This window comes from Gemmatimonadota bacterium (assembly GCA_009838845.1).
Lineage (GTDB): Bacteria > Latescibacterota > UBA2968 > UBA2968 > UBA2968 > VXRD01.
The window spans coordinates 14,373-29,307 of record VXRD01000046.1 but is presented as its reverse complement, the minus strand read 5'-3'; the positions used below and the strand labels follow the sequence as shown (position 1 = coordinate 29,307).

The 14,935-nt window shown below is 51.2% G+C and carries 8 protein-coding genes; all 8 read left to right on the top strand.

Annotated features, from left to right (window positions below; genetic code table 11):
- Nucleotides 1-317 precede the first annotated feature (317 nt).
- The 8 genes from F4Y39_07140 to F4Y39_07105 all read left to right on the top strand — a co-directional run bounded on the left by F4Y39_07140 (nt 318) and on the right by F4Y39_07105 (nt 14,931).
- Nucleotides 318-3,680, top strand: coding sequence for a TonB-dependent receptor plug domain-containing protein (locus F4Y39_07140; protein MYC13490.1), 3,363 nt, complete (start codon nt 318-320; stop codon nt 3,678-3,680).
- Nucleotides 3,681-3,718: 38 nt separating this feature from the next.
- Nucleotides 3,719-5,893, top strand: coding sequence for a hypothetical protein (locus F4Y39_07135; protein ID MYC13489.1), 2,175 nt, complete (start codon nt 3,719-3,721; stop codon nt 5,891-5,893).
- Between the two features lie 15 nt (nt 5,894-5,908).
- The gene (locus F4Y39_07130) at nt 5,909-6,964 is read left to right on the top strand and encodes a PorV/PorQ family protein (protein MYC13488.1); all 1,056 of its coding nucleotides are present in this window, start codon (nt 5,909-5,911) and stop codon (nt 6,962-6,964) included.
- A gap of 81 nt (nt 6,965-7,045) precedes the next feature.
- Entirely contained in the window at nt 7,046-9,007 is a 1,962-nt protein-coding gene (locus F4Y39_07125) for a hypothetical protein (protein ID MYC13487.1), read from the top strand.
- A 6-nt stretch (nt 9,008-9,013) separates the two neighbouring features.
- Nucleotides 9,014-10,045 (top strand): twin-arginine translocation signal domain-containing protein, encoded by a 1,032-nt coding sequence (locus F4Y39_07120; GenBank protein ID MYC13486.1) that lies wholly within the window; start codon nt 9,014-9,016, stop codon nt 10,043-10,045.
- 18 nt (nt 10,046-10,063) lie between these two features.
- Nucleotides 10,064-11,506 carry a sulfatase gene (locus F4Y39_07115; protein MYC13485.1) on the top strand — a complete coding sequence of 481 codons (1,443 nt, stop codon included), beginning with the start codon at nt 10,064-10,066 and terminating at the stop codon, nt 11,504-11,506.
- 16 nt (nt 11,507-11,522) lie between these two features.
- Entirely contained in the window at nt 11,523-12,959 is a 1,437-nt protein-coding gene (locus F4Y39_07110; protein MYC13484.1) for an MFS transporter, read from the top strand.
- 13 nt (nt 12,960-12,972) lie between these two features.
- The gene (locus tag F4Y39_07105) at nt 12,973-14,931 is read left to right on the top strand and encodes a hypothetical protein (GenBank protein ID MYC13483.1); all 1,959 of its coding nucleotides are present in this window, start codon (nt 12,973-12,975) and stop codon (nt 14,929-14,931) included.
- Nucleotides 14,932-14,935 lie beyond the last annotated feature (4 nt).

Genomic DNA, 14,935 nt, shown 5'->3' with positions numbered 1-14,935 from the left:
AGAAAAACCCGGGCCTTTTGAGTGTACAAACTGTAAAAACTTTAACAATTTATTACAATTTTCATGGGAACGAAGTCGGCCGACGCTTGTCTAAAATATTGTAGTTGTAAATGAGGCTGACTGCTGACTGCTGACTGCTGACTGCTAATCGCTGGCTGCTAATTGTCACAATTATTGTTGATTTTTTTTTGTAAAATGATACCTTAAGGAGTCTGAATTTTGAATCATAACAGATTGTCTCCCTTCAATTTCGGGCAATCTGATTCAATTCCAATACGAAACAGCGCAACTGTCCCTTTCACCACAGGAGGAAGTCTATGAGACGGACGAGTCTGTTTTTCTTTTTCTTCATAGCTCTGGTATTCTCAGCCAGTGCTGTTTTTGCCGGATCAACCGGTAAAATTGCCGGAAAGGTCGTGGAGAAATCCACAGGTGAAACCCTGCCCGGTGCCAATGTCGTCATTGAAGGCACCACATTGGGCGCGGTAACAGATCCCGATGGCAATTATTTCATCATCAATGTGCCGCCGGGTTCTTATACCGTCAATGCGAGTATGGTCGGCTATCACAAGGCGACACAGACCAATGTGCGGGTCTTTATCGACCTGACCACGACGGTAAATTTCTCCGGTGAATTCGGCCTTGTCGAAGAGACCATTCAGCTGGCAGAGATCACGGTGGTTGCCGAACTTCCGGTGGTGCAACCCGATATTTCCGCCAATGTCGCCAATATCTCTGCGCAGGATGTCGAAAGCCTGCCATTGACCAGCGTGAACGAAGTCGTGCAATTAGAGGCAGGAGTTCTGGCCGCCCGAAATGGCGACCTGTCGATTCGAGGCAGTGATTTGAATGAGATCGCCTTTTCGGTCGATGGCCTGTCCATGCGAGATGGCCGCGAAAACGAACCGTATTCAACGGTGAGTTATACCTCAATCAAAGAAATGAGCGTGCAATCGGGTGGGTTCAACGCCGAATACGGCAACGTGCGTTCGGGCCTGGTCAATATTGTGACCAAGGAAGGCGACAAACAACGCTACAACGGCGATGTGTTGTTGCGATACAGCGGCGCACAGCGCGATTATTTTGGTCCATTGCCAAACCATCCCAATGGCTATTTTTGGCGGCCATTTACAGATCCTGCAGTAAAAAACGTGGGTAGTCACTCACCCGAAAGCCCCTGGGATGTGTACACGCGGCGCCAGTATGGACATTGGCCCGGGTGGAATACCATTGTGAGAAACTGGGCGAATGCGCCGACTGATCCGTATCACGGCGTGGGCGTGAGAGACACGGGTGTAGATGAATCGACTTTGCCAGTCGAGGAACTGCAAGTCGATGACGCAGTGATTACGGAGTTGTTCGAGTGGTATCGCCGCAAAGACCTGGAAGTTCACAATGCGGATTTCGATATCGATCTGGGGTTTGGTGGTCCCTTGATTCCGGGCTTGAGCGAAAAACTGGGCGGTCTGAGGTTCTTTGCTTCGGGCAAGCGCGAGCGCAGAGCCTATATGATGCCGCGCAATATCGATGAATACGAAAACGACTGGGGCCGCGTGAAGGTCACGTCGGATATTCGCAGCAGCATGAAATTGAGTGTCGAGGCGATGGCAGGTGAAGAATATGGATTGAATCCGAATAGAACCGGCTTTCCCGGCATGTGGCGCGGCAATCAGGAAATGGGTCTTAATGATCATGACCTGATTTGGGCAAATCACCACCACAACATACTTCAGATCAAGCGCAATAATGTCGGCCTCAGCTTTTCACATGTGTTGAGTCCCAGAACATTTTACGAGTTCCGCTTTCAGAGGATGCAATCGAACTATTTGACCGAAAAGTATCCCGACCGCGATCTGACGGCTGTTGAAAAAACCATTCCCCGAAATTCGGACTTCGCGCCTCCCAATCCGTCTTTGCAAGTTTCAGAGGTCACGCAGAACCACATCGGGTTGACGGCTGCACCCGATGGCTATTTTATGAAAAATGAAGCCTTTGTTGACGGCCTGTATTTGGGAGGGCACTGGGCCAATGGACGCGACGACTCTGAAGTGGTAGCCTATACAACGCGCTTTGACATTACGAGCCAGCGCAGTCAGGTCGCGCAGTTTAAGGCGGGTTTTGAATGGATTACCAGCGATTACGATGTGAATCACGAAAATGCACAACCTTTCTTCAAAAACAATGCGGCACCCAAATACATCTGGCAACGCACCCCGAACCAGTTTGCCGCATACGTACAGACCAAGCTCGAATTCAATGCGATGATCGCAAACCTGGGGGTGCGTTGGGATCTCTGGAATGGGAGTGGGGAATGGTGGGTTTATGAGAATTTCTCCGGTGCGTTTGGGGCTAAAATCGGCAAAGAAAATCTCGCAGAAGCACTCGACCAGGCGCCTGTTAAGACCCTGTCTTATTTCAGCCCCCGTTTGGGGATTTCGTTCCCGGTGACAGCAGACAGCAAATTGTTTTTTAACTATGGACATTTTCGCCAGATGCTGAACCCGCACAATCTCTTCCTCGTGGATGAAATAAATACGGGCGCAGTCTCGCGAATTGGCAATCCCAATCACCCCATGCCGCGCACGATCAATTACGAACTCGGCTTTGAGCAGAATTTGTTCGATCGGTATTTGCTTCGCCTGACCGGATATTACAAAGCCAACGACGACCAGACAAATGACGTGAGCTACACCAATCTGGACCAAACCGTATCTTACCGCCTTTTTGAACCCCTCAACTACGACGATATCCGGGGCTTTGAAATAACCGTGCGAAAGCGCAGGGGCAAGTGGTTTGGCGGTTTCGTCAACTATACGTATCTGCAAACTAAGGGCGGCAACTTTGGTCGGGACGAGATGTATGAAAACCGCCAGACACAGGCCACTGTTGACGCGACCTCTACGCGGCACTATCAGAGCCGTCCCGTCAGCCGTCCCTTTGGCAGATTGGGCCTGGAATTTTACACGCCTCGAGACTTCGGTCCCCAGATTTCTAAGTTTTATCCCCTGAGCAATTGGGACATGTCTTTCGTGGGCAACTGGCGATCAGGTCAGTACAGCAACTGGTACGGTCCAGAAGCTGGGGCTATCCCCGGTCTGACAAATAATGTTCAATACACGAGTATCAGGAATATGGACCTGCGCCTGACCAGGCAGTTTGCGATGATGGGCGTCCGGGCAATGTTCTTTTTAGACGTGGATAATGTGTTTAATCTCAAGCGTCTGAATCGCTCATCCGCCGACCCGAGGGGAAGCGACCGGGACTGGCAATTCTATATGGCGTCCCTGCATTTGCCAGAAGACACATTTGGCGAGTTTGACCCGACTTATGCGTTCATTCCCGGCAATGACTCGCCCGGCGCTTTCAGAGATTACGGCACGGAGTTTGTGCCCATTGAAATTGTCAATGCAGCCAGCCAACTACCCGAAAATGGATTGCCCGGCGACGCGGAAATCACGGCTGGACTGCCCACGGGCCTCGAGTCTGACCGCCGCGTGTTGTGGTACGTGCAGGAAACCGGTCAGTATCACGAATATCAAAACGGAAACTGGGCGCAGGCAAATCAGGACTTTGTAAATGAAGTCCTGGACAATAAGCTGTATATCGACATGCCCAATAACGACTTTATCTGGTTCTTGAACCCACGCCGCGTGAACCTGGGCTTGCGGTTCTCATTCTAAGAAGATTTTTGAATCGGGACTTATCAGGAGAATTTGCAATGAATAGATTGTTAAAACCGCTGGTCGGAACAGCTTTTGCACTTGTGGCATTGGTGTTCTGGAGCCAGCCAACCGAAGTTCAGGCGCAGGCAGAGTTGATGTGGCTGGATGTAGGCGATTATCACTATCGATACGCATCGACAGGCACAGAGCCTTCAATCACAAGCCCCCCGTTTCGAGCACGTGTGAAATACTGGCCCGGTATTTATGCTCGAGAAGGTGGCACGCATGTGCGCAGCCGTCATTATATCGGAGTAAAAGATTTTACAGATGAAAATGGCCAACCCTGGCCGTTCAAAGTCGCCCGTGCGGGACCTCGCGTATTTGACCTGGGCGAACACTTTGCATTGCCCATGGAACTGGTTGGAAAATTTGAAAAACCCGACGTATTTGTCGATGGATTTCAGTCATTCGTCAGACCCACAGTGCTCACGCGCGTCGATCCTTCTATTCCGTCAGATCGTATGATCATTCGCGGAGCCAATTCCAATGTGGGCATCACATGGGAAGAGAAGATATACGCATTCTCAACCCCGTACCACGATGACTATCACATCCGAGAAATGACCTGGACAAATACGGGCAATGTCGATGGCGATGAAGACATCGAATTGCCCGATCAAACCGCAAACGAGATGATGTTGTCCTTTGCCGCTAAAGAACACCTCTGGGGACCCCGCTCAATTACAAGTGCCGGTGTCTCGGGAACGATATGGGACTATATCGGCGACGGCAAGGAGCCTCTGGGCAAATGGGAAGGCATACGCGCCACGCTCGGCTGGATCGGCAATGGTACGCGCGTATCCTTTCTAAACCGCATCGGGGGGCCTATCTGGCGAGGTGGGCGCGGAAATGTTAACTATCGGATTACAGAAGGCGATTCCATCGGTCGGCTCGGTGGTGCTTATATGCTGACCCGCGCGATCTTGCACGCAGATACAAGCCCATCAGATCCGACGAATGATCCGGGCCAGCCCAGAACTACGGGCTTTACCCGCGGCGGCGACTCGATTACCAACCCAGCGTTTGGCGATGCCGAGCAGATGAAAGACACGTACCATTTTATGCACCCGGACCTGAGCTATGCCGAGTATGGCAACCCGGGCACCGATGGACACTTTTTTCCGCACGAAGCCGACCGTTCAGCACCGACGGAGCCTGCCGGTCCTTTCGATTCGGAATCGTGGTACGAACGCATGGCCGCGCAAACTGAGGTCACTCGCATGAGAAGTGGTGGTATGGTGCCGGCGTTTGCATTTGGTCCCTACACTCTGGCTCCTGGCCAAAGCGTCAGTATGGTCTGGATTGAAGGCATGTACGGGCTGGACCGGGATGTGGCTGTTGCAGTGGGTACGGCTTACAAAAATTCTGGTTATGACGATACACTGCCCATCACCTACGAGGGCCAGACCCACACGAAGAACCGCTGGGCGCTGGGCACCCGGGATTCGATCTATCACATGATCCGAAGGGCGACGGCAAACTGGCAATCGGGTTATAATATTCCGCATCCCCCACTGCCGCCCAGAGTTTTTAATGTGCAGTCTGGTTCTGATCAAATTGTGCTTTCATGGGATACCTTTGCCAATGCCAACCACTCGGGTTTTGAGATCTGGCGCACGCGCAATTTTTATGAAGGCACTGTGGATGACCTCTGGGAATACCAATTGATCGCCACCCTGGGACCAGAGGCGCGCGAATACGCAGACACGGACGTGGTGCGCGGCATCAGTTATTTCTACTATATCCAATCCGTTGGTGCAGCGAACAGCGATGGAACCGGACTCACGCCCACCGGCATGGTGATGAAAAGCAGCCGGTATTATACGCAGACCTATGATCCCGCGTTTTTGAAGCGCCCGCCCGGCGGCGTAATGAGTGACGTGCGCGTTGTGCCCAATCCCTATGTGCTGGAAGCCGACCAGAATATTCGATTCCCGGATCAGCAGGACAAGCTGGCGTTTTTCGAAATTCCGGGTGAATGCACCATCCAGATTTTCAGCGAACTGGGAGAATCGATTTTCACCATTGAGCACACAGATGGCACAGGGGATGAATTTTGGAACCTGACCACAGAGTCGAATCAGGTGATTACGAGCGGCATTTATTTTGCCGTGATCACAGACCTTCAGACCGGCGAAAAGATAATCAAAAAATTCGTCATTATTCGTTAAAAACGGAGTACTTCAATGACCAGAAAATTTCTTACTTATGTCGCGCTTAGTCTGATGTGTCTGACGCCGCTCTATGCACAGGACCCTGTGGATACGACAGATCCAGACGATCTTCCCGTGCCCGAACCAGGACAGGATCTCCCGCGCGAACGCCGCGCACAAACGGGCTTTAAGTTTTTGAGCGTATCGCCCGATGCGCGCGCCGCCGCCATGGGCGATGCGTATTCCGCATTGAGGGTGGGGTCATCGGCGATGTTTTACAACCCTGCATCAATGGCGTATGCCACGCGCAAGTTTCAACTCTCTGCCGGGCAGATCCAGTGGATCGCAGATGTGACCTACAATATGGGCAGTGTGGCATTGAATACGGATTGGGGCGTTTTCGGATTGTCAATGATTTCCGTCGATTACGGCGATTTTGAGCGCACCATTCGCGCAGACAATGAAAAGGGATTCCTCGATGTGGGCACGTATAGTCCATCTGCCTGGGCAATTGGACTCGGTTATGCCCGCGCTATTACCGACCGCTTTTCAGTGGGTGGCAATATACGCATCGCCAAGCAATCCTTCGGCGATGTTCCCGTGGGTCTTGAAGGCGCATCGCCTGTAAATAAATCTTTTAGCGAGCGCTCGACCATTGTCGATTTTGGCGTACTCTACTGGACGGGATATAAGAGCCTGACACTGGCGCTGAACACGCGAAATTTCTCTCAGGAAAACAAGTACAGCGAGGAGAGTTTTGAATTGCCGCTGACATTCCGCATGGGGTTGGCGATGGATTTGATCGATCTCACGGATATGGATAAAGATACCCATTCCATAATTCTATCGGTAGATACCGAGCGCCCGCGCGACTTTTCCGAGCAAGTCAAGATCGGGGTGGATTATACGATTATGAAAACCCTGTCTTTGCGCGCCGGATATGTGACGCCAACCGATGAGCAGGGCATCTCTCTGGGCGTCGGCTTTGGCCGCGATCTGGGCAGCCTCGCTTTGCGCGTGGATTATGCGTACACCGATTTTGGCGTATTTGACGGCGTCAACCGCTTGACGCTTCAGGCGGGCTTTTAGCCTCTATCCCCGCCATTTTGAAAAGGGAGCCTGTTTTTGACCGGCTCCCTTTTTTATGTGAATCCCGCGAACATCCCTACCATGGCAGAATTAGCACATACACAAAAACCGATCAGCAGGGGTTTGCGCACCTATCGAACCGCTCTTGCGTCGGTCACCATGATCCTGGTCAGTGTGCTGTGGAATGAATGGATGCCGTATTACACATCGGGGTCCAATATCAGCCGCAGCCATTTTCCCGTAGCGCTCTACTATCCCTTTTTAATTTTGTGTATATGCAACTTGCTGGCAAATCATCGGCGGTCGGTCTGGGCATTGACGCGATCGGAGTTGCTGGTGGTCCTGGCTTCTGGGCTGGTCGGCATCTCGGTGTCTTACGACGGGATCAGCGGACATCTGATCGGCGTGGTAGCCGCGCCTTATTATTTTGCCTCAACGGAAAACGGCTGGACGACGTACTTGCTCGAACATATCCCACACTGGCAGGTGCCGACCAATGCGGGCGGAGAGATGACGCGGTTTTACGAGGGCGGAAAGGGAACATTCCCCTGGCGCGTATGGGTCGCACCGATATTCTGGTGGATGTGCTTCCTGGGCGCGATGGGATTTGCGGTATTCAGCGTGGTGGTAATTTTGCGAAAACAATGGGTGGATTACGAGCGGCTGGCATATCCGCTTGTAGAAGTGGGAAGCCTGCTGACTGAGACTGAGCCGGGTGGCACGCTGGAAAAAATGCTTCGATCCCCGTTGTTCTGGATCGCGTTTGGCCTTGTGATGGCGTTAAAGCTGTGGAATATCGGATCTTATTTTTCGCCGGCTTTCCCGCATATTTCTATTGAGGGAATGAACTGGCGGGCTTTTCCCGATTTTCCAGCATTGCCCTTTCGCCTCAGTTTTTACGCCATAGGTTTTGGCTATTTTGCGCGGTTAGATGTATTGTTCAGCGTGTGGTTTTTTATCGTCTTGACGGCATTTCAGATCTATGCCTCGAATATTTTTGGATATCCCCTGGGTTCATCCAGTCTGCACTGGGAAAATGAGTTATTAAACTGGCAGAGCATGGGGGCACTCATTTTCCTCGCAGTGTGGGGCTTGTGGATGGCGCGCGCGCACTTGAAGGCCGTGTGGCGCAAAGCGTGGGACCCGAGTTGTGAAATAGATGATCGCGGAGAGTTATTGTCATACCGCACGGCGGTATTTGGCCTCGTACTCTCGCTCGTGTTTGCAACATGCTGGCTGGTCGCAACCGGCATGGCGTTATGGGTTGCGATAGTATTTCTAATTCTGGCAATGTTGTTATTCTTGGGCCTGGCACGCGCTGTTTCCGAACTGGGTCTGGTCTATGCCTATTATCGGTTGGAGCCAAATGACGCGGTCGTGCAGGCGTTTGGTTCGGCATCGCTCATGGGGGTTTCGAGCATCACCGCGCTGGCATTTATGCGGGTATTTAATTTTTTTCCCGACATCGGCAAAGGCTTTTTGATGCCGTCGTTTTCGCAAGCGGTGAAAGCAGTGGATAAGACCGTAGCACCCCGGCGGATTACAGGGGTGATCTGGGCATCGCTCGCCGTGGGCTTTGTGATTTCGATTGTCAACACGCTCTACTTGAGTTATGAATACGGGGCTTATAATCTGGGCAATATGGGCCTCAAAAACGTCGGCCCGCGGGCATTTGATTTTGCGATGAACGCGATCCGGAATCCCCTGGGACTCGGAGGTGATGGCCGCGTGATGTGGGCGGGAGTTGGCGCCAGTGCAATGGCAATTTTGACCCTGATCCGTTACTGGATCCCCTCCTGGCCGCTGCATCCAATTGGACTGGCCATGCAAGGGAACTACGGCGTGAGTAAAACCGTATTCTCGGTATTTATTGTGTGGTCAATCAAAGTTGTTGTGATGAAGATGGGCGGCGTGCAGCTATACGAAAAAGGAAAACCGTTTTTCATCGGCCTGCTGGCAGCACAAGCGTTCAGCACTGGTCTGGTATTTGTCATAGATTGCATCTGGTTCCCCCTGCAGGGACACAATGTACACAATTTTTAGAGCGCAATGATTACCCGAAGAACATTTATACAACAAAGTCTCGCAACTGCGGGTGCGCTGGCAATTGCACCGTCGGCTTTTGCGTCGAAACCACAGGTGATGACTGTAACCGGACCGATAGCACCCGAGCAGATGGGGTTCACCCTCCCCCACGAACACATCATGTCCATTTTTGGTGGGCAACCAGTCAAAGTGGCGCAATACGACGAAGAAAAATTATTCGCCAAAGTTATCCCCTATCTCAAAATGTTAAAAGTATTTGGCGTGCAAACCATTTGTGAATGCACAGGGGCTTATTTTGGACGGCGCGTGGATTTGCTCCGGCGCATCTCACAAGAAACCGGGATGCAAATACTGACCAATACCGGGTATTTTGGCGCAGCGCACGATCGCTATGTGCCAGCGCACGCCTTTGAAGAAACGGCTGATCAAATTGCCCAACGCTGGATTGATGAATGGGAAAACGGGATTGATGGGACAGATGTTCGCCCGGGATTTATCAAAATTGGCGTTGACCCCGGCATGCCCTCTGACATAGACAAGAAACTCATTTTGGCGGCGGGCAAAACCCATCTCAAAACGGGCCTGACAATTGTCTCGCATACAAGTGGCAGCACGGACGCGGCTATCGAGCAGGTTGCGCTGCTCGAAGAAATGGGCGTACACCCAGAAGCATGGGTCTGGGCACACGCACAACGCGTCAAAGATCCCGCCGACCTGACCCCCGTTGCACAGGCAGGTGCGTGGATCGGACTGGATAGCATCCGCGACGAAACACTCAATAACCATCTCGATATGCTGCGCCATATGAGAAGATTTGGCGTTTTGCCCCGGGTTTTGCTTTCTCACGACGGCAATTCATTTGGATATGGCGACCGTCCTTTTAAGCCTTATAATGCCATTTTTGATCAATTCATTCCACTAATGCGAAAAGCGAATTTTACCGATGAAGACATTCACCAGATCACAGTAAAAAATCCACAAGAAGCATTTGCCATTCGGATTCGCAAAGCACAGCAAGATGACTTTGACTACTGACAACAACCGGAGATAATCATGAACCGACGCGAGTTCATCAAACAAACTGCCGTAGCGACCGTTGCAATGCCATCGCTACTTCGGGCACAAGCAGATGATCGCCCCAATATTGTATTGTTTTTGGCTGACGATATGACGTGGCGAGACTGCGGCGTATATGGCAATCCAGAAGTGCAAACGCCAAATCTGGACCGCTTATCGCGTGAAGGCATGCGTTTTGATGGGTGTTTTACCTCCACGTCAATTTGCGCGCCCACCCGTCAGCAGTTGTACACGGGAATGTTTCCGATACGCAATGGCGCATATCCCCAGGGGGGATTTGTCCGTACGGGCGTTAAGAGCATGGCGCATCATTTCAAAGCACTGGGCTATCGCGTTGGAATCATTGGAAAACAACACTACGGACCTTCCGAGTCATTTCCCTTTGAAGTATTGAAAACAACCAGAACCAATGAATTGTTGGATTCCGATGCGTCAATCCGCGTTATCCAAGAATTCATCAATCGGGAACCGGGGCAACCCTATTGCCTGGTCGTCGCATCGCGCAATCCCCACCTGCCATATACAAAGGGTCCGCAGGATATGTACGATCCGGACAAAGTGACGATTCCACCGTATTTAATCGACACCCCGGAAACGCGGAAGCGATTGGCGGCGTACTATGCCGAAATTACCGCACTGGACGCCGAGTTGGGACGGTGTATGCAAGTCATATCGGATAACACCCTCGTAGTTTTCTCAACAGAACAGGGATCAGCATTCCCCTATGGCGGCAAGTGGACGTGTTATGAAAACGGATTGCACACCGGGTTAATCATGCGCTGGCCGGGCAAAATTGAGGCGGGTTCTTTCTGCGATGCCCTCGTGCAATATGTAGATATTTTGCCAACGCTCCTACAAGTTGCAGGTGGCGATCCCGCACAAATCGATACGGGCAGAGTTGGCGCGTCAGATGGAGGATCTGGATTTGACGGAAAAAGCTTCTGGCATCTCGTCGTGGGAAATGGCAATCACCACCGGGATTACGTATATGGCGCTTATACCAATCGCGGTGTTCGGGACGGGACAGATTATCCGATTCGCTCGGTGCGCTCCAAAAGATATAAATACATCGCAAATCTCAATCACGAAGGTGTGTTTCAGTGCAATGTGACGCGGTTTATGGACGAAATGGGATGGGCAGAAGCAGCCGAAAAAAATCCAGCACTCGCGCCCCGGGTACACGCCTTGAGGCATCGCCCAGCAGTGGAATTTTACGATCTGGAAAACGATCCCTACGAGTTGAAAAACCTCTCCGAAGATGCACAATACGCAGGTATCATGAAAGAGATGCGGACGGAACTCGATGCGTGGATGGCGCAGCAAAATGACCGCGGAATGGAAACCGAACTGGAAGCGTACGCCCATGTGAATCCAGCATCTGCAAAGTACAAACAGTATCGTGAATCCCAAAAAAAATAAAAAATAGGAGAACTTTGTGTCCACAAGTAAAACAGATCAAAAAGCAGCACCATGGGGCGAGGGCGAACCCATTGGGCGGGATTATCCGCCGATTCCATTGCTCGAAAAAATCGCTTATGGCATCGGCGTCTTGCCGATGAACACAAGTGTCAATTCGATCAAAAAGCTCTCAGGCCCCATTTTTAATATTACGCTGGGCATGCATCCATTTCGCGTGGGCAATGTGTTGTTGGCAGCCCGAATCTGGGATGCGATTACCGATCCCTTTATGGGATGGCTTTCGGACAACACAAAATCTCGCTGGGGACGGCGCAGACCCTATCTCTTTCTGGGCGCAATTTTGACGGCCATTGGCTACGCACTCATTTTGAACGTGCCCAAAGGACTGAGTCAAGATGCATTGTATGCGTATTTTATGTTTACCAGTCTGGGCCTCTATACCTGTGTCACCATTTTGCAAGTATCCTACAACAGTCTCGGCTTTGAACTGAGCCACAACTATCACGAGCGAACAAATATCTTTGCGTACCGCTCGTTTTTTCAGCAGATCAGCACTATTATCGTGGGCTATCTCTTCTATTTTTGTACACTCGATATTTTTGGCGACACCATGACGGGAGCCAAATATGTTGGCATTGGCGTTGGGCTGGTTATTTTTTTATTTTTATTGCCCACTGTTTTTCTCGTGCGCGAAGGCCACTCAGAACAGGCGGCCAAACAGGAAAAAGTACCCGTCGGCTGGGCGATCAAAACAACCCTGAAGACCAAACCATTTCTCATCCTGAGCAGCCTGACGGTCGTAACCATTTTTGGTGGCAATTTCACCCTGGCATTGGGACCTTATGTCAACATCTATCACGTTGCCCAGGGCGATGTAAAATTTGGCGCCGAGATACAGGGACATGCTATTCTCATCGGAACCATTATATCCTTCGCCGCCATTCCCGTATTGACCTATTTGTCATCTCGAATCGGAAAGATCAAAACCCTCGGTATTTCAATCACCTCCCTTCTCCTCGGTTCTATTTTGAAGTGGTTTTGCTACACGCCAGCGATGCCCTATTTGCAACTCATCGTACAGCCCTTTATCCGCATCGGCGAGATGGGCTTCTGGCTCATTATTACGTCGATGAAAGCCGATATTTGCGATTGGGACGAATGGAAAACCGGCTTTCGGCGCGAAGGCATGTACGGCGCAGCAACGGGCTGGTTTCAAAAAGTGACACAGGCGACGACATTCGCGCTCGGGCAGGGATATATTCTGGCAATCATTGGATTTGACGCTACAAAAGGTGTGGCACAAGATCCAGGCGTGATGTTCTGGATGCGCTTTCTCTTTGCCGTATTGCCCGCGATCCTGGCCGTGGCGGGATTGATCTTGTTGAAATTTTATGAAATCGACGACGAAAAAGCCAAAGAGATCAAGGCAGATTTGGATAAACGAAACAGTTAAAAGCTAACTTATCATGGCAGAGCGATTCAAACAACTCTCGGAAACAACACCCGTGCGGGCGGTGACAACGCGATCGGTAATTGCATCGATAGTGGTGATTACTGCAAGCGTGCTGTGGAATGAGTGGATGCCGTACTATACGTCGGGATCGAACATCAGCCGCAGCCACTTCCCCATGGCGTTTTTCTTTCCGTTTTTGATCGCGTGTACTCTCAACCTGACATTGAATCACTTGCGAACTGGCTGGGGGCTTTCCCGTTCGGAATTGCTGGTGGTCCTGGGGTCGGGCTTTGTGGGAATCGCGCTGGCTTACGACGGATTGACGGGACACTTCTTCGGCGTTCTGGCAGCTCCTTATTATTTCGCATCGGTGGAAAACGGCTGGGGTTTTATACACGACACCATCCCCACATGGCTCGCACCCTCGAATGCCACCGGTGAAATGACGCGGTTTTTTGAAGGCGGAGGCGGATCCCCCCCGTGGCGCGTGTGGGCAGTGCCCGTTTTCTGGTGGATGTGTTTTTTCGGTGCAATGGGCTTTGGGGTATTTTGCCTGGTCGTAATTTTGCGAAAGCAATGGGTGGATTACGAGCGTTTGGCATATCCACTTGTCGAAGTCGCACAATCACTGGCAGAGACAGAGAAAGGCGGCGGACTGGAAAAAACATTTCGCTCTCCCCTATTCTGGATCGCATTTTCTCTGGTCATGCTCTTGAAATTGTGGAATATCGCGTCTTATTTTACCCCGGCATTTCCGCATATTGACATCGAACAAACACAGTGGCAACCGATTCCAGACTTTCCCTGGATGGTAAATCGCCTGAGTTTTTACGCCATTGGATTCGGGTATTTTGCGCGCCTGGACGTGCTGTTCAGCGTGTGGTTTTTCATTATTTTAACCGCGTTTCAGGTATATGTATTCAATATCTTTGGGTACCAAATCGGCGCAGCAACCCACCACTGGACAAGCGATGCTCTGGGCTGGCAAAGCATGGGCGCATTGATCTTTTTGTCTGCCTGGGGATTGTGGATGGCGCGCGCGCATTTGAAAGCAGTGATACGCAAGGCGCTATATCCCAATTGCGAAGTGGATGATAGCGGTGAATTATTGTCCTATCGCATGGCGGTGTTCGGCTTATTGGGTGCATTTGCATTTGTCTCGGCGTGGCTATATACGGCGGGCATGCCCTTGTGGGTGGTATTCTCCTTTCTCATTTTGGCGATGTTGTTGTTTTTAGGCCTTGCGCGCGCCATTGCGGAATTGGGATTGGTCTATGTGTATTATCGCATTCAGCCCCACGATGCCGTAGTACAGGCATTCGGTTCGGGCATAGTCGGGCTTTCCGGTGTGGTAGTGCTCGGGTTTATGCATGTGTTTAATCAGTGGCCCGATATTGGGAAGGGATTTTTAATGCCGCCGTTTACGCAAGCGGTAAAAGCAGTGGATAAGGTCGTCAGTCCGCGGCGAATTACACCAGTGCTGTGGCTGGCACTCGCACTGGGTTTCACCATCTCAATAGTGGATACCCTGTATTTGAGTTATGAATACGGAGCCTATAATCTGGGCAATATGGGGATGAAGAAGACGGGACCTGTGGCGTTTGATTTTGTGATTACAGAAATACGAAATCCCCTGGCGCCCGGCGGCAATGGCAGGGTCATGTGGGCATTTATCGGCATGGGACTGATGGCGATTTTGACGACCGTTCGCTACTGGGTGCCGTGGTGGCCCCTGCACCCGATTGGCCTGGCTATGCAGGGGAACTACGGCGTGAGCAAGACGGTCTTTTCGATTTTTATTGTCTGGTCAATCAAAGCGGTTGTCATGAAAATGGGCGGCGTGCAATTGTACGAAAGGGGAAAGCCGTTTTTCATCGGCTTGCTGGCAGCACAGGCGGTCAGCACGGGCCTAGTCTTTATCATAGATTGGTTCTGGTTCCCCCTGCAAGGGCATAATGTGCACAATTTTTAGAGAA

Excerpts from the sequence above, each read along its gene's own strand:
- F4Y39_07140 (MYC13490.1), top strand. The coding sequence starts at position 318 with ATGAGACGGACGAGTCTGTTTTTCTTTTTCTTCATAGCTCTGGTATTC.
- F4Y39_07135 (MYC13489.1), top strand. The coding sequence starts at position 3,719 with ATGAATAGATTGTTAAAACCGCTGGTCGGAACAGCTTTTGCACTTGTG.
- F4Y39_07130 (MYC13488.1), top strand. The coding sequence starts at position 5,909 with ATGACCAGAAAATTTCTTACTTATGTCGCGCTTAGTCTGATGTGTCTG.
- F4Y39_07125 (MYC13487.1), top strand. The coding sequence starts at position 7,046 with ATGGCAGAATTAGCACATACACAAAAACCGATCAGCAGGGGTTTGCGC.
- F4Y39_07120 (MYC13486.1), top strand. The coding sequence starts at position 9,014 with ATGATTACCCGAAGAACATTTATACAACAAAGTCTCGCAACTGCGGGT.
- F4Y39_07115 (MYC13485.1), top strand. The coding sequence starts at position 10,064 with ATGAACCGACGCGAGTTCATCAAACAAACTGCCGTAGCGACCGTTGCA.
- F4Y39_07105 (MYC13483.1), top strand. The coding sequence starts at position 12,973 with ATGGCAGAGCGATTCAAACAACTCTCGGAAACAACACCCGTGCGGGCG.